This is a genomic window from Pantoea sp. F_5, from assembly GCF_008631595.1.
Classification (GTDB): Bacteria; Pseudomonadota; Gammaproteobacteria; order Enterobacterales; family Enterobacteriaceae; genus Pantoea; species Pantoea gossypiicola.
The window spans coordinates 193,108-216,935 of sequence record NZ_VWUO01000008.1; the positions used below are offsets into that span (position 1 = coordinate 193,108).

The following is a 23,828-nucleotide window of genomic DNA, read 5'->3' on the forward strand; positions in this document are numbered from 1 at the left end:
CCCCGAACAGCCTGAATAACGTATTTAGAAGTTAAAGCCCAGCTGCATCATCGCGCCCCAGGTGTTGTTAGCGCCTACAGAGCCGGCCAGATCCAGATGGACAGCTTTGTTAAACGGTGACAGACCAAAACCTGCGGTGGCAACATTTTCGTCATTAGACCGCATGTCCGCACGATAACCGGCACGCAGCTGCAGCCAGTCAAGCACGCGGTATTCCGCGCCTACTGCCGCATACTGGCTGTTATCCTGCGTTTTGAAGCGTTTGGTTTCCGTCAGATCCACATCGCCGGTCACGGTAAATGGACCTTTATCCCAGGACAGGCCGGTGGTGACCAGCGGGCGAATCTGATAGGTATCGCGGAACCCGTTGACCTCTTTGGTCTGCAGATCGCGCGAAACCAGGTTCTGTCCGGTCACCCCCAGCGTCCAGTTTTCAGCAAAGGTGGTCGCCAGACCGGCATCAACGTTAAAGCCGGTGTCGGTGCTGCGATACTGGCTATTGTTGATGTCGTTCTTGTCGTAGTTATAGATGCTGGCAGTGTAGTTATAGAGCGAGGTTTTCTGCACTTTCGGCGTCACGCCCACCGAGACCGGCTGACCAGCGATGGTGAACTCATGCGCCACCGCCACACCATAATCAATGGTCAATGCCGCTAAGCCATTCGCACTGGAACGAAGGTTATTTTGATCGCCTGGACTTGGCAGCACCGTTCCATTAGCGACACCGCGCAGGTAGTCGATATCACCCTGGACCACGTTGGCACGGACGTGCGCCGTACCGTAGGCTTTGGTAACAAATGCAAAAGGCAGAGTCTCATTGGGGATCGTAACGGCCACGGCCACGCCTGCACTGCCGTCCGCCTTGTTACCGCGCAGATCGCTTAGCTTGTCAGCAACATCGCCGGAGGCAGCGCGCAGTTCAGGATAGCCACGCAGATAATCTGCAAAAGTCAGGTTACCAATTACGTCACGATAGCGATCTACGGTGTCCGTAATATCATCGACTTTATCGATCAGCTTATCTTTGTCAGTAACCTGAATACCTGCCGAGGGAAGAATAATGCTGACGTTATCGTCAGACTTAGCACGCGTCATTAATGCCGGGTTCACCAGCACTGCTGAGCCATAAACAGAAGATGCTACGCCGGTACCGCCCATGGCGTCATTACGTGCATCATACCAGGTCCCTGCCGCCATGGCGGAAGAAGAAAGGAAAAGCGCGGTCGCTGCAGCGGAATATTTCAGCGCTGAACGTTGAGCGGATTTTTTCACCATTTGCCTGCCATCACCTGAGAAATTGTCATTGAAACATTCAACGACTGAATAGTTTGTTAGCCCTATTGTGAACTCTGGCTAACGCGTTATTGCTGTGAATTCAAAGGAAACAGTGTCTTAATTCAAAGGATTGGACGTTTCCAATCAAAAAACCGTTGTAATTGTTCAAACTGCGTCGCGGTATTTCAAATAATGCCAGACTTTTCTTAAGTCTTTCTGAACATTACTTCTTAACACAGTGAGATGCAAAGCAAAATGCCAACAAATTCCGCTTCAGGTCGATTGAGAATGGATCTGATTTCTCGTCATATTTGAGATAGATAGCGGCCGAAATTCTTAAAATGCTGCTTTATCAGGCAAATAATGCTGTTTTATCAGGCAAAAACGAACATCAGCGCCGCAAAACTATGTGTGATAAAATAACATCACTTATCCAGCGGAGAATTTTTCATGACAAACATGACGTCGCAGCAAATTTTGATTCAGGCTGAAAAAATGTGCCTGCAGCGCGGTGTACGTCTGACTTCGCAGCGTGCTGAGGTATTGCGCCTGATGGCCGAACAGCCTGGTTCAATCAGCGCTTACGATCTGCTGGATCAGCTCCGCATCAGCGAACCGCAGGCTAAGCCGCCCACGGTCTATCGTGCGCTGGATTTCCTGCTCGAGCAGGGTTTCATTCATCGGGTGGAGTCCAACAACAGCTACGTCATGTGTCACCACTTTGACGCACCAGCCCATACGTCGGTGATGCTGGTCTGCGACCGCTGTGCTGCGGTAACGGAGAAACAGGCGCAGGGTGTGGAGAAGATTATCGCAACGCTGGCAGGTGAAGCGCAGTTCGCTTTACGCCATAGCGTCATTGAAGCCCATGGCTTATGTGAAAATTGTGCTGCGGTTGAAGCCTGTACGCGCCATGAAAGCTGCGATCACGATCATCAGGATGAGGGTAAAAAGCGGGGAAAACGCGGATAACCGGCATATCATTGCGTGATTCCGGTGCAGCCGCACCGGAACGTATTAACTGCTCACCGCTGCATTACCAGCGATGGTCTTTGTTCTCGCCTTCCCAGTTCGTCACTTCACGCTCTGCTTCATCTTTCGCATAGCCATAACGTTCCTGGATTTTACCGACCAGCTGATCGCGTTTACCTTCGATAACCTGCATGTCATCGTCGGTCAGCTTGCCCCATTTCTCTTTCATTTTACCTTTGAACTGCTTCCAGTTGCCGCTCGCTTCGTCTTTATTCTTGGCAGACCTCCAATCCTCAGGGTTTAATGATTATCTTGCTACTTTACAAAATAACAATACAAAGCGCTGGTTAACTGCGCCGGATAAAGTTAATTATAGTAGCAATTTTCAAAACCCTGGAATAATACAGAATAGTCTGTATCCACCTCTACAGCATCAGGCATCAAACCAGCTGTTCTGACGCCAGTGCCTGCGCCAGATGAGCCACAGTGACAGACCGCGCAGCGCCAGGAAAACCGTTACCGCCAGCCACAGTCCGTGATTGCCCAGCGCCGGTACGCTCAGCAGCGTCAGAAAGTAGCCTGCTGCTGCCATCACCATGCTGTTACGCATCTCACGTCCACGCGTTGCGCCGATAAACATCCCATCCAGCAGATAACACCAGACGCCGATCAGCGGCATAACGATCTGCCAGACCAGATAGCGGTCAGCACTCTGTTGCAGCGAAGGAAGAGAGGTCAACAGGGTAACAATCTGCGGGCCAGCAATGGCATAGATCAGCGAGAAGAACAGCGCCACCACAACTGCCTGTCGACAGGCAGAGTGCCAGACGCGCAGCAGTTTGCCGCCATCTTTTGCACCATGCGCCTCGCCAGCAAACGCTTCAACCGCGTAGGCAAAGCCATCCAGCGCATAGGCCGTGAACGTAATGAACATCAGCAATACCGCGTTGACCGCCACCACATCCGGGCCCAGCCGCGCGCCCAGCACGGTCAGCGAGGCAAAACAGAGTTGCAGCATCAATGAGCGCAGCATGATATCCCGGTTCAGCCGCAGCAGCCGGCCGCTGTCTCCGCGCCAGCTCTGCTTCAGCAGGCTCAGGGGAATACCGCGCAGCTTCAGGACCCGCCAGACCATGATGCTGCCGACACCCAGTGTAATATACTCCGCCAGCGCCGTGGCGGTTGCCGCACCCGCGACACCCCAGTGCAGCCCCATCACCAGCCAGAGATCGAGCACAATATTAACCAGATTGCCCACCACCAGCAGGATCACCGGCGCGCGCGCATATTGCACGCCCAGCAGCCAGCCCAGAATGACCAGATTTGCCAGCGTAGCAGGCGCACTGAGCCAGCGAATCTGAATAAACAGCGCCGCCTGTTCCAGTACCGCGGGATTACCGCCAACCAGATGGGTCGCCAGCTGAATAATCGGATAACGTAAAGCGATGAACAGTACACCTGCCAGCAGCGCAATAATCAGCGGCTGAGTCAGCGCGCGTGCCAGCGCGGTTTTATCGCCCGCACCAAACGCCTGTGCCGTCAGGCCAGTTGTACTCATTCGAAGGAAAAGCAGCAGCATAAAGAGGAAGCTGGTCACCGTGGTCCCGACCGCAACCCCGCCAAGATAGACGGGGCTGTCGAGATGACCAATGACTGCAGTATCGACCACCCCCAGTAAGGGAACAGTGATATTTGAAAGGATCATCGGCAGCGCAAGCCGCCAGAGGTTTTTATCGGTTGCCGTAATAAAGCGCATTCGCCGTTCCGTGCTCGGTGTCGCTGCGCAAAACAGGCAGCGACAAAATTAGGGCAGACAGAATAGCATCAGTAAAGGCGAATGCACGCCGGCCTCAAATCAGAGCCACTCGCCGTTGCGTACCACGCCAACCGCCAGACCTTCGATGGTCAGGGACTGTGCACGGGTATCGACAACAATCGGGTCGAAGTCGCTGTTTTCAGGCAGCAGATGCACGATAGCACCCTGCTTTTTCCAGCGCTTAACGGTGACTTCATCATCAATGCGGGCAACGACAACCTGGCCGTTGCGCACATCCTGGGTTTTATGTACCGCGAGCAGGTCGCCATCCATAATCCCGATATCTTTCATCGACATTCCGCTGACGCGCAGCAGGAAGTCAGCAGACGGCTTAAACAGGCCCGGATCCACTTTATAGTGGGTTTCGATATGTTCCTGCGCCATGATCGGCTCACCGGCAGCAACCCGGCCAATCAACGGTATGCCTTCTGAGGCTTCTTCTTCCATTAGCAGACGAATGCCGCGCGATGCACCGGAAACGATCTCGATGACGCCTTTACGCGCCAGCGCTTTCAGGTGCTCTTCTGCCGCATTCGGTGAGCGGAAGCCCAGTTGTGCAGCAATCTCTGCGCGCGTAGGCGGCATGCCTGTTGAAGAAATATGGTCGCGAATCAGGTCATAGACCTGCTGCTGCCTGCTGGTTAATGCTTTCATCCCGCCCCCTGGTTGTTTATACAGTCGCTGTGAGTATATACAGGTATTGGCGAAATGGAAACCGATTGTCAGGCAAAACGCGGCTTCTGGCGCGATATGGAACGCTTATCGCAAATGTGTCCAGAGCAGCGCGATCCAGACAAACAGTGCCAGTAAGATGCTGATCAGTACCGCCGCAGAGCCCATATCTTTGGCCCGGCCTGCCAGCGGATGATGCTCCTGACCGATGCGATCGACCACCGCTTCAATGGCGCTATTGAGGATTTCGACGATGACCACCAGCACCACCGACCCAATCATCAGGATGCGCGAGATCACATCGACATCCAGCCAGCAGGCGATAATGATCGCCGCCAGCGCAGCCAGGGCTTCCTGACGAAACGCCGCTTCATGTTGCCACGCGGCACGCAGCCCCTGCCAGGAGTAACCTGCGGCTTTTACTATTCTGATAAGTCCGGTGGCATTATTTGCCATGTGTGGGAACCCTTTTATCGGATTGACGTCAATGTCTGGGCTGCGTGCATTTGGCACCACCACAGATCTTCGCTGCACTTTCTGGTATGCTTGCGGCGCTTTGCTAACAAGAGGCTTCATGTTGTCTATGTCAGGTTGGCGTAAACTTTATTATAAATTGCTTAATTTACCACTCTCGTTTCTGGTAAAGAGTAAGGCCATTCCGGCCGATCCCGTGTCTGAACATGGTCTGGATCCGACCCGACCTATTATGTATGTTTTGCCTTACGATTCGAAGGCTGACTTACTGACTTTGCGCGCGCAGTGTCTGCGGCATCATCTGCCCGATCCGCTCTCTCCACTGGAGATTGATGGTTCCCTGCTGCCTCGCCACGTCTTTATCCACGATGGCCCGCGCGTCTTCCCCTATTTTGTACCCAGCGTGGAATCGGTGAAAATTTTCCACGATTACCTGGACCTGCATCGCAATAATCCCACGCTGGATATTCAGATGCTTCCCGTCACCGTGATGTTTGGTCGTGCACCGGGACGTGAAGTTCAGGGCGAAGCCACACCACACCTGCGGGTGCTGAACGGCGTGCAGAAGTTCTTTGCGGTCATCTGGCATGGGCGCGACAGCTTTGTCCGCTTCTCGCCGACCGTCTCTCTGCGGCGTATGGCCACGGAACATGGGACAGATAAGTCGATCGCGCAGAAGCTGGCCCGCGTCGCGCGTATCCATTTTGCCCGTCAGCGGCTGGCTGCGATTGGCCCGCGTTTACCGGCCCGTCAGGATCTGTTTAATCGTCTGCTGCAATCCAAAGCGATTGAAAAAGCAGTAGAAGATGAGGCGCGCAGCAAAAAAATCTCCCATGAGAAAGCGCAGCAGAATGCCGTCGAGATGATGGAAGAGATTGCGGCGAACTTCTCCTATGAAGCGATTCGCGTTACCGACCGCGTGATGGGCTGGCTCTGGAGCCGTCTCTATCAGGGCATCAACGTCAATGGCGGCGAAAAAGTGCGCCAGCTGGCGCAGGATGGACATGAGATTGTCTACGTGCCCTGCCACCGCAGCCACATGGATTATCTGCTGCTCTCCTACGTGCTCTATCATCAGGGGCTGGTACCGCCACACATTGCTGCCGGTATCAACCTTAACTTCTGGCCAGCCGGTCCGATCTTCCGTCGTCTGGGTGCCTTCTTTATCCGTCGCACCTTTAAAGGCAACAAGCTGTACGCCACGGTGTTCCGCGAATATCTTGGTGAGCTGTTTACCCGCGGCTATTCGGTTGAGTACTTTGTCGAGGGTGGTCGTTCTCGTACCGGTCGCCTGCTGGATCCGAAAACCGGCACCTTAGCCATGACATTGCAGGCGATGCTGCGCGGCGGTAATCGCCCGATCACGCTGGTGCCGATCTACATCGGCTACGAGCACGTGATGGAAGTGGGTACGTACGCCAAAGAACTGCGCGGCGCGGCGAAAGAGAAAGAGGGCTTCATGCAGATGGTGCGTGGCTTGCGCAAGCTGCGTAACCTCGGTCAGGGTTACGTTAACTTTGGCGAACCGCTGCCGCTGGTCAACTATCTTAACAAGCGGGTACCGGAATGGCGCGACGCGATCGATCCGATTGAGCCGCAGCGTCCGAGCTGGTTAACACCGACGGTAAATGATATCGCGGCCAGCCTGATGGTACGTATCAATGAAGCGGGCGCGGCTAACGCCATGAACCTCTGTGTCACGGCCCTGCTTGCCTCACGTCAGCGCTCACTTACCCGCGAACAGCTGATAGAACAACTGGAGTGCTACACCCAGCTGCTGCGCAATGTGCCTTATTCACCTAACGCAACCGTACCCGATCTCTCAGCAGAAGCGCTGCTGGATCACGCCATGGGTATGAATAAGTTTGAGAGTGAAAAGGACAGTATTGGCGACATCATCATTCTGCCGCGTGAGCAGGCGGTGCTGATGACCTATTACCGCAACAACATTCATCACATGCTGGTAATGCCGTCGCTGATTGCCGCCATTGTTCAGCAGCATCAGACGCTGAGCGAAGCGGAACTGCTGCGTCAGGTGAGCCTGATCTATCCGATGCTGAAGAGCGAACTGTTCCTGCGCTGGCAGACCGATGAGCTGCCACAACTGCTGACTGACATCAGTCAGGAGCTGGCGCGTCAGGGCCTGATTACCGTCGAAGCCGGTGAGTTGCGCTTTACCGCAGCGCGCTACCGCACGCTGCAACTGCTGGCTGCCGGTGTGCGTGAAACGCTACAGCGTTATGCCATTACCTTCTCGATTCTCAGCGCCAAGCCGACGATTAACCGCGGCACGCTGGAGAAAGAGAGCCGGACGCTGGCTCAGCGTCTGTCGGTACTGCACGGGATCAATGCGCCGGAGTTCTTCGACAAAGCGGTCTTTACCTCACTGGTACTGACGCTGCGTGATGAAGGCTACATCAGCGACAGCGGAGATGCGGATGTGGCCCAGACCCAGGCCACCTGGCATATCCTGGCTGACCTGGTGACCAGCGATGTCCGGATGACCATTGAAACGGCTGTCGCGCACGACTGATACCCGCGTAAAGCAAAAAAGGCGACCTTAGGGTCGCCTTTTTTATGTCGCACAGGGCTGTCTGGCAGGCTTCTTACAGCAACGAAGAACCTGACGCGCAGGGGACAGGGACAGAAGAGGAAAGCGTCCCGCGCCAGGGATGGCGCGGGCCGAGCCGTCATGGATGACAGCTTTTGCGTCTTTCCGATCTGGCCCTGTCCCCTGTGCAGGCGCGGTCTTCCCGCTATGACAGGCTGCCTTTCCAGTCAGAACAGCTGAGTGAACGGCGGCGTATTCATCAGTACGCCGAGGAACAGCACCATCCCGACATAATTGTTATTCAGAAAAGCCTGGAAACAGGGCTGGCGCTCGCGTCCGGCGATCAGCTTCTGCTGATAAACAAACAGCGCAGCCGCCAGCAGCAACGTCCAGTAGAAGGCACCGTTCAGATGCAGCATCATGCCCACCAGCGCCATCAGCAGCAGGGTTGCCAGTTGCAGCAACCCGATGATCAGCTTGTCGAAACGACCAAATAAAATCGCCGTCGACTTTACGCCAATCTTGAGGTCATCGTCCCGATCAACCATCGCATACTGCGTATCATAAGCAACCGTCCAGCAGATGTTGGCAATAAACACCAGCCAGCAGACCAGAGGTAAGGACTCACTAACTGCGGACCATGCCATCGGAATCGCCCAGCCAAACGCGGCCCCCAGTACGACCTGCGGCAGGTGAGTGTAGCGCTTCATAAACGGATAAACCCAGGCCAGCGCCAGCCCCACAACCGAGAGCATAATCGTCATCAGGTTCATGGTCAGCACCAGCGCAAAAGCCACCAGCGCCAGGATCACGAACAGCAGCTTCGCCTCTTTGGCACTCACCGCGCCGCTGGCCAGTGGCCGGTGCTTCGTACGCTCCACATGACCATCAACTTTGCGGTCGGCGTAGTCATTGATCACACAACCGGCCGCGCGCATGACAAATACCCCGGCAACGAATACCACCAGCACCGGCAGCGGCGGCATCGCCATGTCAGCCAGCCATAATGCCCAGAGCGTGGGCCACATCAGCAGCAGCGTCCCAATCGGTTTGTCGATACGCATCAGGCGAGCGTAGGCCCGCCATTTATTCATACTTAAGCTCGTTTGCACCACAAAATCCTCAGACCAGATCGCGATAGAGCGGCGATGCCGGTAAAAACAGTTCAGTCAGCAGTAGCGGTTTGCCAGAGAGACGCAGGCGGGAACGCCGTCCCCATAATCCCTCCACCTGCCCCGGCTCAATAAAATCGCGGGTCAGCGTCGACGACGAAAAAAGATAGCGCCCAAGAGGACGAGTACCGAGTTGTTGCAGCATCGCCTCTGGCCCGTTAAGGGTACTTTCCGGCACAAGCGTGCGGCCAGCCAGCCAGGGCTGATCGTCGCCGGATAGCAGCACTTCGCGCAGCCAGAAGCGTTCATCGTCTGGTAACAACGCCCTTTCCTCACCCAACTCGCTGGCGTCGATAAAGCCTTCACGTAGCGGCTGAACCGTGACCCGCTGACAGTGCTGTTCAAAACGGCGCGTCATCGAATCCTCCTCCATCAGCCAGTCGAGCAAGGGTGGCGTAAGGGTAGCCTGCGACGGAGAAAGCCAGTTGAGCGAACGTAATAAGCTGAGTGCGTCTTGCGGCATGGCACCACTCCCGATAATTTTCAGGTCGCTAGTTTAGCGCAGAGCGGCGATGCGAACACCTGCCGTCGTGTCAGACGGCAGGTGGATTATTCGCGTTTCAGCCGGTTACTGTTGGCCAGCCACAGTGTGACCACCAGAATCAGGATCGCCGCTGAGTAGCAGAGGGTATCGAAGGGATTTTTATGGTCGACGATAATCAGGCGGATAATGGCCGTGATACCGATATAGACGAAGTAGCGCAGGGGAAAGTGATAGCCCGACTGAAAGTACTTAACAATCAGGGCAATAAATTCGAAGTAGAGGAAATAGATAACAATTCCCTCAATCAGCAGGTAAGAAGAAGCCTGCTCGCCGGTATTAAACAGGACGTTTGCCAGATGAATAGTCTCTTTGCCTAAAAAGACGATCAGGATGATCGCCAGACTCAGCAGACCCAGATTCAGCACCCATTGCAGTACCGTTGCAAGGTGGCGGGCAAAAGGATTTTTGTCACTCATGTTGCGCCTTTAAAAAGGGGTTATCAGCGCGCGATATCATGCGTGAGTGTGATGCAAATCACAATAACCCTAAGCCTCAACATCCACACAGAGCGCGTCGTACCGCCAGTATTCACAGTCGCAATCAATCACCTCTTTTAGCTGATTGCGGTTGATACGGGTGATCAGCAGACCGGGACTGCCCGGTGCCACATTGAGCGTGGGTGCAGCCACCTCCGGTAACGGGCCGGGCAGAATTGTGAAGCGCGCGCCGCCGTAGCGAATACCGTAGCGCTGGTCATAGAGATCGGTCAGGGAGCGGGTCAGATCTTCATCAAGCAGGCCAGGGAAAAAACGCGGATTGAGGTAGTGTTCTACATAGAGCACCGCGCGCCCATCAATGCGGCGCAGGCGGCGAATACAGTAAACCGACGAACCTGGAGCCAGACGCAGCGCAGTCGCTACGCTGTCGTGCGCCGCAACCTGCTCAGCAGCGATCACCTCCGTGGTCGCCTGCCGTCCCTGCTCCCTCGCCATGGCATGAAAGTGGCTGTGATGCAGCGGATTGTAAATCAGACGTGGTGGCGCGATAAACCAGCCGCGACGCAGTTCCCGGTAGATCATCCCCTGGGCTTCCAGCTTGCCCAGCGCTTCCCGCAGGGTAATCCGGGTGGTGCTGAACGCCTCGCTTAAGGCACGTTCTGCCGGCAGTCGTCCGCCGCTGAACTCCCCCGCCTGGATGCGCGTCAGCAGCGCGCTGGCAATCGCATCCGCCGTTTTGAGTGCTATCGACTCCACAACAGTAGCCTCATTTTGGTGCGACTTCGCACTCTTACTGTTCAGGTAAACGCGCCTGAGGTGGGCGAACGGGCCGCGTCTTTTGTCGTCCCTTCCCCGCACCGCGCCGCCTTGTCATAAATCGTTCATATAGAGGGGCTACATTGGCTCGGTTCTTGCTGGACTAGACCAGTCAGGCCCCTCAACTTACACCCGGAGCAACTGAGATGAAAGCGTTTATCGCCTCTGTAGTAGCCAGTGCTGTAGTGCTCACCCTGCCCGTCGCGCAGGCCGCCGATAACGACCTCGCCGCGCTGGAAAAAGCGGCGCGCAGTGAAGGCCAGGTCAACAGCGTCGGGATGCCGGACAGCTGGGCCAACTGGAAGGAGACCTGGAGCGATCTCAACAGCAAATATGGCCTTAAGCACAGCGACACCGATATGTCATCGGCGCAGGAGCTGGCGAAATTTGATGCGGAGAAAGATAACGCCAGCGCTGACATCGGCGACGTCGGCGCGGCCTTTGGCCCCATCGCCGTGGCGAAAGGGCTGACGCAGCCGTATAAACCGACCCACTGGGATCAGATCCCGGCCTGGGCCAAAGATAAAGAGGGTCACTGGGCGCTGGCCTATACCGGCACCATCGCTTTCCTGATCGACAAGCAGCAGGTTAAGGATATCCCCCACAGCTGGGCCGATCTGAAAAAAGGTAAGTATGTGGTTACTATCGGTGATGTCGGCGTGGCAGCTCAGGCAGCCAACGGTGTGCTGGCGGCAAACTACGCATTAGGCGGCGACGAGAAGAACCTGAAACCGGCGCTGGCATTCTTTGCTGACCTGGCAAAACAGGGGCGTCTTGGCGTGACCGATCCGGTGATCGCCAACATCGAAAAAGGCGAAGTGCAGATGTCAGTGGTGTGGGACTTTAACGCCCTTAACTACCGTGACCAGATTGATAAAAGCCGCTACGAAGTGGTGATCCCCTCTGACGGTTCTGTGACTTCCGGTTACACCACCCTCATCAACAAATATGCGAAACATCCTGCCGCGGCAAAACTGACGCGCGAATATATCTTCTCAGACCAGGGTCAGATTAACCTGGCGAAGGGCTATGCCCGTCCGATTCGTGCCGAGCATCTGACGCTGCCTGCCGATGTTCAGGCTCGCCTGCTGCCGCAGTCAGAGTATAAAAATGCCCGTCCGGTTAAAGATCAGGCCGCCTGGGATAAATCGTCAAAAATGCTGCCGCGCCTGTGGCAGGAAAACGTCATCATCAACATGCAGCAGTAACCTGCGGCGGGGAGAGGAAATGAAGACTATCCTGGTGGTGCTGGATGGGCTGAGCAATCAGGTCGCACAACATGCAATGGGTTATCTGCATGCCGAATGTTCGCAGGGCAACGGTTTTTATTATCGTCTGACCTGTGAACTGCCGTCGCTGTCGCGGCCGCTTTATGAGTGCATCCTGACCGGCGTCCCGCCGGTCAGAAGCGGCATTATTCACAATGGCGTCAGCCGGTTAAGTCGCGAGCGCAGCATCTTTCACTTTGCCCGTGCCGCGGGCCTGACCACCGCGGCGGCGGCCTACCACTGGGTGAGTGAACTTTATAACCGAACCCCGTTTGTTCCGGCGCGCGATCGGCATACGGACGCACCGGAACTGCCGATTCAGTATGGTCATTTTTACTCTGACGACAGCTATCCCGATTCGCATCTGTTTGAAGACGCAGAGAGCCTGCGGCTGCGTCACGATCCCGACTTCCTGCTGATCCACCCGATGAACATCGACGACGCCGGTCATAAATCGGGGCTCTCCTCACCGCAGTACCGCAACCGGGCACGCATCGCCGACGGCCTGCTGTCGCAGTGGATGCCGCTGTGGCTGGCCGAGGGCTATCAGGTGATGGTGACCGCCGATCACGGTATGAATGACGATCGCTCCCATGGCGGCATTCTGCCTGAGGAGACCACGGTGCCGCTGTTTGTCTTTGGCCGGGCCTTCTCGCTGCAGCCTGATCTGGCACCGCAGCAGACCGATCTGTGCGGCACCCTGTGCGAACTGCTTGAGGTGCCGCATGACAAACCGGTCTGCCGCGGACTGCTGGCGGAGCCACAGAGATGAGGAGAAAAGGCTTTGCCCTGCTGCTGCTGCTGCCGTTTGCCCTGTTCTGGGTCGCCTTTCAGCTGGCACCGCTGCTGTGGATCGCCATCAACAGCTTCTGGAGTGAGATGAACAGCCAGTGGGGCTGGGATAACTATCAGGACATTCTCACCTCGCCTTTCTACCAGCAGGCATTTCGCTTCTCACTGGATATCTCGCTCTGGTCCAGCGTCTGGGGACTGCTGATTGCGCTGGTCACCGGCTATTCGCTGCATCAGCTCGGCGGCGGACGACTCCAGCGCTTCCTTATCTCTTTTACCAACATGACCAGCAACTTTGCCGGTGTTCCGCTGGCGTTTGCCTTTGTGATTCTGCTGGGGCTGAACGGCTGTCTGACGCTGCTGCTGCGCCATTATGGTGTGATTGAGAACTTCAGACTCTTCTCGCGCAACGGCATGGTGCTGGTTTACACCTGGTTCCAGATCCCGCTGGGCGTATTGCTGCTCTATCCGGCGTTCGACGGGCTGAAAAAGGAGTGGCAGGAGTCCGCAGCGCTACTGGGTGCCAGCCGCTGGCGCTACGGGTGGCATATCGGTCTGCCGATTCTGTTCCCGGCGCTGCTCGGAACTTTTGTGATCCTGCTGGCGAATGCGCTGGGCGCTTACGCCACGATTTATGCTCTGACCACCGGTAATTTTAACGTGGTGCCGGTACGCATCGCCGCGCTGGTCTCCGGTGATATTTCGCTCGATCCCAACACCGGCAGCGCGCTGGCGATGCTGCTGGTGACGATTATGGCGCTCATCACCCTGGTGCAGCAGTATCTGGTGCGCCGCAGCTATCTCAATGCGAAACAGCCATGAAAGGAGCCGTCATGTCACGTGCTGAGCACCTCTATCACCGGATCATGGTTGGGTTACTTTTTACCCTGCTGGCGCTGCCGTTGCTGGCTACACTGCTCTATGCAATCTCGTCCGACTGGAGTAATACCATTCTGCCGCAGGGCTATAGCCTGAAGTGGTTCATCCAGCTCTGGAGCGATCCACGTTTTCTGACGGCACTGGGTCATTCGCTGCTGATTTGCTTTGGTGCGCTGCTCTTCTCGCTGGTGCTGGTGCTGCCTGCCATGTTTGTAATCGCTTACTATTTTCCCCGACTCGATTCGGTGATGAACATCCTGATTCTGATGCCTTTTGCCGTACCGCCGGTGGTGTCATCCGTGGGATTGCTCCAGCTCTACTCTTCGTCACCGCTGATGCTGACCGGCACGCCGTGGATCTTAATCGGCTGCTATTTCACTATCGCACTGCCTTTTATCTATCGTGCACTGGCGAACAATATGCAGGCAATCAACCTTAAAGAGCTGATTGATGCTGCACAACTGCTGGGTGCCAGCACCTGGCAGGCGGCGCTGTGGGTGGTGCTGCCTAACCTGAGCAAAGGGATGTTGATTGCCGTGCTGCTCTCGTTCTCCTTTCTGATTGGCGAATTTGTCTTCGCTAACCTGCTGGTCGGCAACCGTTATGAAACCCTGCAGGTTTACCTCTTCAACATGCGTAACGGCAGCGGTCACTTCACCAGCGCGCTGGTGATCTCCTGTTTCTTTGTGGTGCTGCTGGTCACCTGGCTGGCTAATGCCCTGAATCCCGAACGAGGCTGAATATGAGTTACCTTGAGGTCAGAGAGCTGAACAAGTCCTATGGACCGACGCCGATTTTTGAGCAGATTGATTTCAGCGCTGCTGAAGGGGAATTTGTGACCCTGCTCGGCCCCAGCGGCTGCGGCAAATCAACACTGCTGCGCTGTCTGGCGGGATTAACCGGCGTCGACAGCGGTGAAATCAGGCTGGAGGGCAAGGATATCGTGCCGCTGGCCCCGCAGAAGCGCGCCATCGGCATGGTGTTCCAGAGCTATGCGCTGTTTCCCAATATGACGGTGGAGAAGAACGTCGCGTTTGGCCTGAAGATGCAGAAGCTGCCCGAGGCACAGATCCGCCAGCGGGTGCGGGAGGTGCTGGAACTGGTGGAACTCAGTGACTATGCGCGCCGTTATCCGCATCAGCTGTCAGGCGGCCAGTGTCAGCGCGTGGCGCTGGCGCGTTCACTGGTCACGCGTCCACGGCTGCTGCTGCTGGATGAGCCGCTGTCGGCGCTGGATGCACGTATCCGTCGCCATCTGCGCGATCAAATCCGGCGCATCCAGCGTGAGCTGAATCTCACCACCCTGTTCGTCACCCACGATCAGGAGGAGGCGCTGACGCTCTCCGACCGCATCGTGCTGATGAACCGGGGCAAAATCGTGCAGAACGGCGATGCAGAAGCGCTCTATACCCAGCCAGTTGATCTTTTCGCCGCCGGATTTATTGGCAATTACAACCTGCTGAGTGCCGAGCAGGCGACGCGGCTGACCGGCCAGCCTTTCCATAACCAGGTGGCTATTCGCCCGGAATCAATGCTGTTAACCGCGCCGGGCCAGGGTATTCCTGCGGAAATCCTCAGCCACAGCCTGCTGGGCAACGTCATCCGCTACCGTATCCGGGCGCATGACGTGGAACTTTCGGTCGATGTGCTTAACCGATCGGCGGCGGATTTGCATCCCGCTGGCAGGAAGATTGGTCTACAATTAGAGCTGTCGACTTTGCGCCAGGTGGCTTAAAACACAGGAAAAAATTACGCATCGCACGGCAATCCCCTTCACAGATTGCTCTCGCTGTCAGGCTGGCAGTCTGTGCTGTTTGAAGCCTGACAAACGAGGAGCGATACCCCGTGTTAACCCTGCTTAATTTACTTTCTGCAGTGGCCCTGCTGGTCTGGGGCACGCATATCGTGCGAACCGGCATCATGCGGGTCTACGGTGCCGATCTGCGCCGCGTGCTGAGCCGCAGCATCGAAAAAAAACCGATGGCGTTTCTGGCGGGTATCGGCGTGACTACGCTGGTGCAGAGCAGTAATGCCACGACGTTGCTGGTCACCTCTTTTGTGGCGCAGAATCTGGTCAGCCTGACGCCCGCACTGGTGGTGATTCTGGGCGCGGATGTCGGTACCGCTATCATGGCCCGTATCCTGACCTTTGATCTCTCCTGGCTCTCACCGCTGTTTATCTTCTTTGGCGTGGTGTTCTTCCTCAGCCGCAAGCAGACCCGCGCCGGTCAATTAGGCCGCGCCAGTATTGGCCTGGGCCTGATCCTGCTGGCCTTGCAACTGATTGTCGAAGCGGCGCGTCCGATTACTCAGGCCGCGGGTGTGCAGGTACTCTTCTCCAGTCTGACGGGCGACGTGATGCTCGATGCGCTACTGGGCGCCGTGTTTGCCATTATCAGTTACTCCAGTCTGGCCGCGGTGCTGATTACCGCAACGCTCACCGCCACAGGCGTGATTTCGTTCAAGGTCGCGCTCTGTCTGGTCATTGGTGCCAATCTCGGCAGCGGTCTGCTGGCGATGATTAACGCCAGCGGCTCGAATGCCGCCGGTAAGCGCGTAGCGCTCGGCAGCCTGCTGTTCAAGTTCATTGGCTGCGTCCTGATCCTGCCCTTTGTCGATATCGTGGCGACCTGGCTCGATAAGCTGCCGGTCAACGATGAAGAGCTGGTGATCTTCTTCCACGTCTTCTACAACCTGATCCGCTGCGTGGCGATGGTGCCGTTTGCTGACCTGATGGCGCGCTTCTGCCGTCGACTCATTGCCGACGACGTCGACAACGCGCTGCAGCTCAAGCCAAAGCACCTCGATCGCAGCGCGCTGGATACCCCGGCGCTGGCGTTGGTGAATGCTGCCCGCGAAGCGCTGCGCATGGGTGACGTGCTGGAACAGATGCTGGAAGCGTTTAATAAAGTCGTGCATGGTGAATCCCGCGAGGAGCGCACGGTGCGGCGGCTGGATGATGATGTCGATGTGCTCTATACCGCCATCAAACTCTATCTGGCGCGGATGCCCAAAGAGGATTTGCCGGAAGAGGATTCGCGCCGCTGGGGTGAAATCATTGAAATGTCGCTGAATCTGGAGCAGGCCGGTGACATTATTGAGCGAATGAGCGGCGATGTCGCTGACAAGTCGCTTGCAGCGGGCCGTGCATTTTCTGCCGAAGGATTAAAGGAACTGGAGGGGCTACAGGAACTGTTGATCGCCAACCTCAGAATGAGCCTGTCGGTGTTTCTGTCGCACGATGTCACCAGCGCCAGACGTCTGCGCCGCGCGAAACATCGCTTCCGTCTGATGATTCGTCGCTACTCTCACGCCCATGTTGATCGCCTGCATCAGCAGAATGTGCAGAGCATTGAAACCAGCTCGCTGCACCTCGGTTTACTCGGCGACATGAAGCGCCTGAATTCCCTCTTCTGCAGCGTGGCCTATACCGTGCTGGAACAACCCGATGATGAGCGAGATTATGAATAAGGCAGGTGAATAGCCTGCTGCAGCGCCGGAACGGCTATCGTCCGGCGCTGCAGCAGTGAGAAGCGGCGCATCGCATTAATGCGCCGTCACGTTTACTTCTTCTTAATCGGCTTTCCGGACCAGTACCCCGCCAGCAGTGAACCTGACAGGTTGTGCCACACTGAGAAGAGCGCGCCCGGCAATGCCGCCAGCGGCGAGAAGTAGAGTTTGCCCAGCGTCGCCGCCAGACCGGAGTTCTGCATGCCGACCTCCAGCGCCAGTGTGCGGCAGGTTGACTCATCAAAGCCAAACAGTTTGCCGCCCCAGTAGCCGCCAAGCAAACCAATCGCGTTATGCAGGATCACCGCCGCGATCACCATCAGGCCCACCGATCCGATGAAACCCTGACTGCCCGCGACTACCGCGCTGATGATCAGCAGAATGCAGACCATCGAAAACGCAGGCAGCCACGGCTCCACCCGACGCACCACGCTGTTCATGCTGTGATGAATGATCAGCCCAAGGCTAATCGGGATCACCACGATCTTCACGATGCTCAGCAGCATGCCCACCACATCAACCTGAATGTGGGTATCAACATAAAAGCGGGTTAACAGCGGCGTGGCGAACACGCCCACCAGCGCGGAGACGGAAGAAATGGTTACCGACAGCGCCACATCCCCTTTCGCCAGATAGATCATGACGTTGCTGGCCGTGCCGCTGGCAACTGAGCCGACCAGAATCATACCGGCGGCCAGATCGGGCGGCATATGAAAGAGTTTTGCCAGCCCCCAGGCGGCTAGCGGCATCACCAGATAGTGCAGGAACGTTCCGGCAACCACCGGCGCAGGCCGGGTCAGCACCCGTTTGAAATCGTCGATATTCAGGGTGACACCCATGCCGAACATAATCAGCATCAGCAGATAAGTGACCCAGGGTCCGATGCCAAGAAAGGTACCTGGAGAGTAATACGCGGCGACAGACAGCAGCACGGCCCAGAGCGGGAACAGGCGGGTTAACGTGGCGAGCATAGCCAGACTTCCTTATAAGAATGTTATGTTTAGTGCAGATTTGCCATAGAGCGTCGCCAGGCAGGAACGACTGCCGTGACGAAGGCGGGATCATAACATTTCATTATCATGGCGTAAGGCGAAGATGGGGCGAGGCAGGAAAATGCGGATCGACTGCTGCCGATCCGCTGCATATCGCAGAAATTACGCTGCTTTTTCCTCTAAACCGCGGTAGATCAAACCACCAATCACGGCACCGATAATCGGCATTAACCAGAACATCCACAGCTGAGCGATCGCCCAGTCACCCTGGAAGAGGGCTACTGCGGTGCTGCGGGCCGGGTTAACGGAGGTGTTGGTCACTGGAATGCTAATCAGGTGGATTAGAGTTAACGCCAGGCCAATCGCGATTGGCGCAAAGCCTTTTGGCGCGCGTTCGCTGGTAGCGCCCATGATCACAATCAGGAAGATAGCCGTCATCACGACCTCAGTGATCATGCCTGCCTGCAAACTGAAGCCGCCCGGCGAGTGTTCGCCGTAGCCATTTGCCGCAAAGCCGCTGGCCGCTGCGCTGAAGTCGCCTTTACCGCTGGCGATCAGATAAAGCACCGCGCCAGCAGCAATGCCGCCCACCAGTTGCGCGATGATGTAAGGAATGGCCTGCGAGGCGGAGAAACGTCCGCCTGCCACTAATCCCAGGGTGACGGCCGGATTAAAGTGACCGCCAGAGATGTGACCGACCGCATACGCCATGACCAGCACGCTCAGCCCGAAAGCCAGCGCCACGCCCATGAAGCCAATGCCCAGTTCCGGGAACGCCGCTGACAGTACGGCACTACCACAACCGCCTGCAACCAGTACGAAAGTCCCCAGCGCCTCTGCGACTAACCTTTTCATGATATTTCCTAAATTTGGGTGAATGGATTCAGCGGCGGGATTATAAATCTGAGGAAAGGGAGCGCAACGCCGGTACACGAAATGCGCAAAGAAAGGGGTTGCCATTTGGCAATATTATCAATAAGTCTTTGTATTTATGGAACTATATGGAGGAAGGAAACCAGATGAGGATCAGGCCAGACTGCACCTTTTTTGCCGCTTTTCAGGCCGCGCTGGCGCGGCCTGAAAAGCGGAGAAGCTTACTCGAACAGATTACGATGTAGCGTGCGGACTACGCTTTCCGCATCGTTGCCCGGTACCAGGAAGCAGAGATTGTAGCTGCTGGCACCATAGCAAATCATCCGCAGGTTGAACGGGTCGAGTACACCAAACACCTCTTTGCCAACACCGCAGGCTTTTGACAGCTCATTGCCGATAATCGCCACCAGCGCCAGATCTTCCTCCACTTCTACCCGGCACAGCGACGAGAGTTCAGTCAGCAGCGCCTGGGTCAGCAGACTGGCGCTGGTTGAGGTCGAGCCGGTGGTGTCCAGCGTCAGCGCCACGCTCACTTCGGAGGTGGTGATCAGGTCAACGGAGACGTTATGACGCGCCAGAATGCTAAACAGTTCGGCAAGGAAACCAAACGTATGCAGCATGTTAAGGCTGTGCAGCGTTAACAGCGTCTGCTTACGGCGTAACGCCAGCGCCCGGAATAGCGGCGGGTTGCGGGTTTCGTTGCAAACGCGGGTGCCGCCCGCTGCCGGATCCTTGCTGGAGCCGACGAAGACCGGAATACCCCGGCGTACGGCGGGCAGCAGCGTCGCCGGATGCAGGACTTTTGCACCAAACGTCGCCATCTCAGCGGCTTCTTCAAAGGTGATTTCATCAATGCGCTTGGCCGTCGGCACCACGCGCGGATCGGTGGTATAGATACCCGGCACATCCGTCCAGATATCGACCCGCGCCGCATTCAGCGCTTCGCCCAGCAGCGCGGCGGTATAATCACTGCCGCCACGCCCTAAGGTGGTGGTGCGCCCTTCGCTTTCACTGCCGATGAAGCCCTGAGTTATCACCAGCGCCTGCGCAATACGCGGCTGCAACTGCGCCGTCGCCTGCTCCGCCAGCACCTGAACATCCGGGACTGCCCGACCAAAATGATCGTCGGTGCGCATCACTTTGCGAACATCAAACCACTCTGCATTCACCTGACGTTCACGCAGAATTTCAACAAACAGCAGTGAGGACATCAGCTCGCCGTGGCTGACCAGTTCATCGGTCAGGGCATTTGAGGTGGCGAGTGACGCCGCTTCTGAGAGCGTGCTGATATTGTCGATCATCCGATCGATTTCATCGCGGATCACGCCCGGATGCTGCAGGCGATCGACAATGGCGTACTGAATACGGCGGATATCATCAAGCAGAGCAGCGCGCTGGGGAGCCTGCTGGCCTTCAGCCAGCGCAACCAGCAGATTGGTAATGCCTGCCGAGGCAGAGAGCACCACCAGACGCGTGCTGGCGTCCTGCAGCACCACATCGGCGCTGCGGTTCATCGCTTCAAAATCGGCTACGCTGGTGCCGCCAAATTTTGCCACTATCAGAGTTTGAGACATGTAAGACCTCGTGTCAGGTTATCTTGTTCTCGCCGATGAAAGGGTCGAGAAACATTCTTTCAGCCAGGCACAAGGAAAGAGCAGAAACGGGCGGACAAGATCGGATAGACGAGTCACCCAGAAGCGCCCCACCTTGCAAAACGTCGACTGCAGACGTTTCTGGTGACAACCCAGAGGATTCAGCCCCTGTAGCCGACAGGCAACACACCGCGTGCTGACCCACCTCGGCGTCGCTCCCCATGATGTGTTTTCACCGGATACGGTTCCTCCAACACACTGCCTGGGCGACGCGCCTCTTCTGGCTTGCACACAGGTGCGCAAGTAGGCGCATAGATCTAGCCTTTTCTGGACCTGCTGTCAATGTCAGCGATGGCCGGAGAGCCGCATCAGAAAACAAATTGCCCTGCGCCGCAGCGGCTACAGTGCTTAATGGGTTCAGCCCCTGCAACAATCCCTGACACGGCACAACGTTTTGCGCAGGCTTTCGCGTCACACTTTAGCGCGTGATACGACTGCCATCCGCAGGCGGTTCGCGCCAGTGAATGCTGACGACAGACCGCAGCGTTCATCTCGTCTGCGCGGCGTGCGCTGACAAAATTTTTCCTTTCAGTTACAAGTGTGGTCATACTGAAACGCTAAACAGGCATGATGTGCCTCCGATGGAATGACGGTTCTTAATATCAACAAGAGTGTTGCCATGAAAAATATCAATCCGACACAAACCGCAGCCTGGAAAGCGCTGCAACAGCATTTTGAGCAAATGAAATCGGTAGAAATTGCCGATCTGTTCGCCCAGGATGCCGATCGTTTTGCCAAATTCTCTGCCACCTTTGATGATCAGATGCTGGTGGATTTCTCCAAAAACCGCATCACCCAGGAAACCCTCGATAAGTTACAGGCGCTGGCCAAAGAGACCGATCTCAGCGGTGCCATTAAGTCTATGTTCTCGGGTGAGAAGATTAACCGCACCGAAGATCGTGCGGTGCTGCACGTCGCACTGCGTAACCGGAGTAACACGCCGATTCTGGTGGATGGCAAAGATGTGATGCCAGAGGTCAATGCCGTGCTGGACAAGATGAAAGGCTTCTCAGAGCGCATCATCAGCGGCGAATGGAAAGGCTATACCGGTAAAGCGATCACCGACGTAGTGAACATCGGTATCGGCGGCTCCGATCTGGGCCCGTTTATGGTGACGGAAGCGCTGCGCCCGTATAAAAACCATCTGAATATGCATTTCGTCTCCAACGTTGACGGCACCCACATCGCCGAAACGCTGAAAGATCTCAGCCCGGAAACCACCCTGTTCCTGGTCGCATCGAAAACCTTCACCACCCAGGAAACCATGACCAATGCCCACAGCGCGCGCGACTGGTTCCTGAAAACCGCTGGCGATCAGCAGCATGTAGCGAAACACTTTGCTGCACTGTCGACCAATGCCAAAGCAGTGGGTGAATTCGGTATCGACACCAATAACATGTTTGAATTCTGGGACTGGGTTGGCGGCCGCTATTCACTGTGGTCAGCGATCGGCCTGTCGATCATTCTCTCGATTGGTTTCGATAACTTCGAGCAACTGCTGAGCGGCGCACATGCCATGGACCAGCACTTCGCCTCTGCCCCGGCAGAGCAGAACCTGCCGGTGCTGCTGGCGCTGATTGGCATCTGGTACAACAACTTCTTTGGTGCCGAAACCGAAGCGATTCTGCCTTACGACCAGTACATGCACCGCTTTGCCGCCTATTTCCAGCAGGGAAATATGGAGTCTAACGGCAAGTATGTGGATCGCGACGGTCATCCGGTGGACTACCAGACTGGCCCTATTATCTGGGGCGAACCCGGTACTAACGGTCAGCATGCGTTTTATCAGCTGATCCATCAGGGGACCAAACTGGTTCCGTGTGACTTTATTGCGCCGGCTATTACTCATAACGCGCTGGCGGATCACCATCCGAAGCTGCTCTCTAACTTCTTTGCCCAGACCGAAGCGCTGGCGTTTGGTAAGTCACGCGACGTCGTGGAGAAAGAGTTTACCGATGCCGGCAAATCGGCAGAATCTGTAGCCCACATTGTGCCGTTCAAGGTGTTTGAAGGTAATCGTCCGACTAACTCCATTCTGCTGCGTGAGATTACGCCGTACAGCCTGGGCGCGCTGATTGCGCTGTACGAGCACAAAATCTTCACGCAGGGTGCCATCCTGAATATCTTCACCTTCGATCAGTGGGGTGTGGAATTAGGTAAGCAGCTGGCGAACCGTATTCTGCCGGAACTGGAAAATGAGGACGAAATTACCTCTCACGACAGTTCCACTAATGCCTTAATTAACCGCTATAAATCCTGGCGTTAATTGGTGTTAATTTCATCGGGCGGCAACATTGCCGCCCTTTTTTTGTCTCTTTTTCCATCCGGGCGGCCTGATAATCGATTTTGTCATTCACGCCAGCGCGGGAAAAGTCTTAAAATACCCTAAGATAATTCTGAACATCGGGTGCTAAAACAGTGTGATATCCAGTATAAAATGGATCTGAAACTGGCTGGCAGCAGGATTAGCTGTTGATTTATAGCCATATTTAAATTAATCCCTTCTGAGTAAATTCTGATTATTCTTATTCCGTGCCAGATATAACTAAAAAAGAACATTCCGCTTTGCATTTGCCTTACCCGTAGCGAAATATAGGGTATCAACCGGAAAAACTCCGATATAAAAAGTAGTTATCCCCAATCCAGCTGATTAAATCACGCAATTGCTTCGTTATTTACCCTGGTTTTTATGGCACTGAACTCTGATATTTTGTTGCCCTATAATGAACGCGCCCGCAATGGGACTGTCCGTCGCTTTGGCTGCAGCCTGTCTGTATTGCCCTTGTCGCCGGTCAGAGATCCTTCATTCACTCAATGCAGGAAACGTTGTTATGAAAAAAACTATGGTTGCCGGTGCAGCCCTGATCCTCGTTGCTGCTTCTTCCAGCGCATTTGCTGCGCCGCAGGAAGCAGGTGAAGCAGGTACTGCAGCTGGCGCGCAGGCGGGAGCAATCTCTGCTGGCACGTCCACGGCTGTCGGTATCGGCGCACTTGGCGCGCTGGTTGGGCTCGGCATTGCTGCTTCTGGCGGTGGTGACGGTGCAAATACCGGTACAACAACCACGACCACGACGAGCACCACTCGTTGATGGATGCCCGACTCTCGTCTGATTGCTGATTTGCAGCAAACGGG

Annotated in this window: 21 protein-coding genes, 1 pseudogene and 1 riboswitch; of the genes and pseudogenes, 10 read left to right on the forward strand and 12 right to left on the reverse strand. The window is 55.9% G+C overall.

Annotation, left to right across the window (positions count from 1 at the left end):
- Positions 1 to 24: 24 nt before the first annotated feature.
- Entirely contained in the window at positions 25 to 1,275 is a 1,251-nt protein-coding gene (locus tag F3I44_RS12965; protein ID WP_150012037.1) for a conjugal transfer protein TraF, read from the reverse strand.
- Between the two features lie 450 nt (positions 1,276 to 1,725).
- Between F3I44_RS12965 and zur the strand changes: the two genes are divergently transcribed.
- Entirely contained in the window at positions 1,726 to 2,247 is a 522-nt protein-coding gene (zur, locus tag F3I44_RS12970; protein ID WP_150012039.1) for a zinc uptake transcriptional repressor Zur, read from the forward strand.
- Between the two features lie 64 nt (positions 2,248 to 2,311).
- On the opposite strand, the pseudogene F3I44_RS12975 reads toward zur, so the two are convergent.
- The 4 genes and pseudogenes from F3I44_RS12975 to F3I44_RS12990 all read right to left on the reverse strand — a co-directional run.
- Positions 2,312 to 2,521 (reverse strand): annotated as a pseudogene (locus tag F3I44_RS12975) (CsbD family protein); the annotation flags it as partial.
- Positions 2,522 to 2,680: 159 nt separating this feature from the next.
- Positions 2,681 to 4,003 (reverse strand): MATE family efflux transporter DinF, encoded by a 1,323-nt coding sequence (gene dinF, locus F3I44_RS12980; RefSeq protein ID WP_150012043.1) that lies wholly within the window; start codon positions 4,001 to 4,003, stop codon positions 2,681 to 2,683.
- 99 nt (positions 4,004 to 4,102) lie between these two features.
- A complete protein-coding gene (lexA, locus tag F3I44_RS12985) occupies positions 4,103 to 4,717 on the reverse strand; it encodes a transcriptional repressor LexA (RefSeq protein WP_013359774.1) in 615 nt (204 codons plus the stop codon).
- A gap of 105 nt (positions 4,718 to 4,822) precedes the next feature.
- A complete protein-coding gene (locus tag F3I44_RS12990) occupies positions 4,823 to 5,191 on the reverse strand; it encodes a diacylglycerol kinase (RefSeq protein ID WP_150012045.1) in 369 nt (122 codons plus the stop codon).
- A 127-nt stretch (positions 5,192 to 5,318) separates the two neighbouring features.
- Between F3I44_RS12990 and plsB the strand changes: the two genes are divergently transcribed.
- Entirely contained in the window at positions 5,319 to 7,742 is a 2,424-nt protein-coding gene (gene plsB, locus F3I44_RS12995; protein ID WP_150012047.1) for a glycerol-3-phosphate 1-O-acyltransferase PlsB, read from the forward strand.
- A 245-nt stretch (positions 7,743 to 7,987) separates the two neighbouring features.
- Here the strand turns inward: plsB and ubiA are convergent, their stop codons facing one another.
- The 4 genes from ubiA to F3I44_RS13015 form a co-directional block, all read right to left on the reverse strand.
- The gene (gene ubiA / locus F3I44_RS13000) at positions 7,988 to 8,854 is read right to left on the reverse strand and encodes a 4-hydroxybenzoate octaprenyltransferase (RefSeq protein WP_370452847.1); all 867 of its coding nucleotides are present in this window, start codon (positions 8,852 to 8,854) and stop codon (positions 7,988 to 7,990) included.
- 28 nt (positions 8,855 to 8,882) lie between these two features.
- Complete coding sequence (gene ubiC, locus F3I44_RS13005; RefSeq protein ID WP_150012051.1) at positions 8,883 to 9,395, reverse strand: chorismate lyase; 513 nt, start codon at positions 9,393 to 9,395, stop codon at positions 8,883 to 8,885.
- A gap of 86 nt (positions 9,396 to 9,481) precedes the next feature.
- A complete protein-coding gene (psiE, locus tag F3I44_RS13010; RefSeq protein ID WP_110331192.1) occupies positions 9,482 to 9,892 on the reverse strand; it encodes a phosphate-starvation-inducible protein PsiE in 411 nt (136 codons plus the stop codon).
- 69 nt (positions 9,893 to 9,961) lie between these two features.
- Complete coding sequence (locus F3I44_RS13015; RefSeq protein ID WP_190285940.1) at positions 9,962 to 10,669, reverse strand: UTRA domain-containing protein; 708 nt, start codon at positions 10,667 to 10,669, stop codon at positions 9,962 to 9,964.
- A 206-nt stretch (positions 10,670 to 10,875) separates the two neighbouring features.
- On the opposite strand from F3I44_RS13015, the gene F3I44_RS13020 reads away from it, so the two are divergent.
- The 6 genes from F3I44_RS13020 (at position 10,876) to F3I44_RS13045 (ending at position 17,139) form a co-directional block, all read left to right on the forward strand.
- Positions 10,876 to 11,937, forward strand: a complete 1,062-nt coding sequence (locus tag F3I44_RS13020; RefSeq protein WP_150012053.1) for an ABC transporter substrate-binding protein — start codon at positions 10,876 to 10,878, stop codon at positions 11,935 to 11,937.
- Between the two features lie 19 nt (positions 11,938 to 11,956).
- Positions 11,957 to 12,769 (forward strand): alkaline phosphatase family protein, encoded by an 813-nt coding sequence (locus F3I44_RS13025; protein WP_046101007.1) that lies wholly within the window; start codon positions 11,957 to 11,959, stop codon positions 12,767 to 12,769.
- Positions 12,766 to 13,611 (forward strand): ABC transporter permease subunit, encoded by an 846-nt coding sequence (locus F3I44_RS13030; protein ID WP_150012055.1) that lies wholly within the window; start codon positions 12,766 to 12,768, stop codon positions 13,609 to 13,611. Before F3I44_RS13025 ends, F3I44_RS13030 begins: the two co-directional genes overlap by 4 nt.
- Before the next feature lie 11 nt (positions 13,612 to 13,622).
- Positions 13,623 to 14,408 carry an ABC transporter permease gene (locus tag F3I44_RS13035; protein ID WP_150012057.1) on the forward strand — a complete coding sequence of 262 codons (786 nt, stop codon included), beginning with the start codon at positions 13,623 to 13,625 and terminating at the stop codon, positions 14,406 to 14,408.
- A 2-nt stretch (positions 14,409 to 14,410) separates the two neighbouring features.
- A complete protein-coding gene (locus F3I44_RS13040; protein WP_150012059.1) occupies positions 14,411 to 15,403 on the forward strand; it encodes an ABC transporter ATP-binding protein in 993 nt (330 codons plus the stop codon).
- A gap of 110 nt (positions 15,404 to 15,513) precedes the next feature.
- Positions 15,514 to 17,139 (forward strand): Na/Pi cotransporter family protein, encoded by a 1,626-nt coding sequence (locus F3I44_RS13045; protein WP_150012061.1) that lies wholly within the window; start codon positions 15,514 to 15,516, stop codon positions 17,137 to 17,139.
- Positions 17,140 to 17,231: 92 nt separating this feature from the next.
- Here the strand turns inward: F3I44_RS13045 and panS are convergent, their stop codons facing one another.
- The 3 genes from panS to lysC all read right to left on the reverse strand — a co-directional run bounded on the left by panS (position 17,232) and on the right by lysC (position 20,617).
- Complete coding sequence (gene panS, locus F3I44_RS13050; protein ID WP_150012063.1) at positions 17,232 to 18,149, reverse strand: ketopantoate/pantoate/pantothenate transporter PanS; 918 nt, start codon at positions 18,147 to 18,149, stop codon at positions 17,232 to 17,234.
- Positions 18,150 to 18,332: 183 nt separating this feature from the next.
- The gene (aqpZ, locus tag F3I44_RS13055; RefSeq protein WP_150012065.1) at positions 18,333 to 19,025 is read right to left on the reverse strand and encodes an aquaporin Z; all 693 of its coding nucleotides are present in this window, start codon (positions 19,023 to 19,025) and stop codon (positions 18,333 to 18,335) included.
- A gap of 239 nt (positions 19,026 to 19,264) precedes the next feature.
- Positions 19,265 to 20,617 carry a lysine-sensitive aspartokinase 3 gene (gene lysC / locus F3I44_RS13060; protein ID WP_150012067.1) on the reverse strand — a complete coding sequence of 451 codons (1,353 nt, stop codon included), beginning with the start codon at positions 20,615 to 20,617 and terminating at the stop codon, positions 19,265 to 19,267.
- A 113-nt stretch (positions 20,618 to 20,730) separates the two neighbouring features.
- Positions 20,731 to 20,923, reverse strand: a riboswitch (Lysine riboswitch).
- Between the two features lie 391 nt (positions 20,924 to 21,314).
- On the opposite strand from lysC, the gene pgi reads away from it, so the two are divergent.
- Together pgi and yjbE are read left to right on the forward strand one after the other, a co-directional pair.
- Complete coding sequence (pgi, locus tag F3I44_RS13065; RefSeq protein WP_150012069.1) at positions 21,315 to 22,961, forward strand: glucose-6-phosphate isomerase; 1,647 nt, start codon at positions 21,315 to 21,317, stop codon at positions 22,959 to 22,961.
- 565 nt (positions 22,962 to 23,526) lie between these two features.
- The gene (gene yjbE / locus F3I44_RS13070; protein ID WP_013359757.1) at positions 23,527 to 23,784 is read left to right on the forward strand and encodes an exopolysaccharide production protein YjbE; all 258 of its coding nucleotides are present in this window, start codon (positions 23,527 to 23,529) and stop codon (positions 23,782 to 23,784) included.
- Positions 23,785 to 23,828 lie beyond the last annotated feature (44 nt).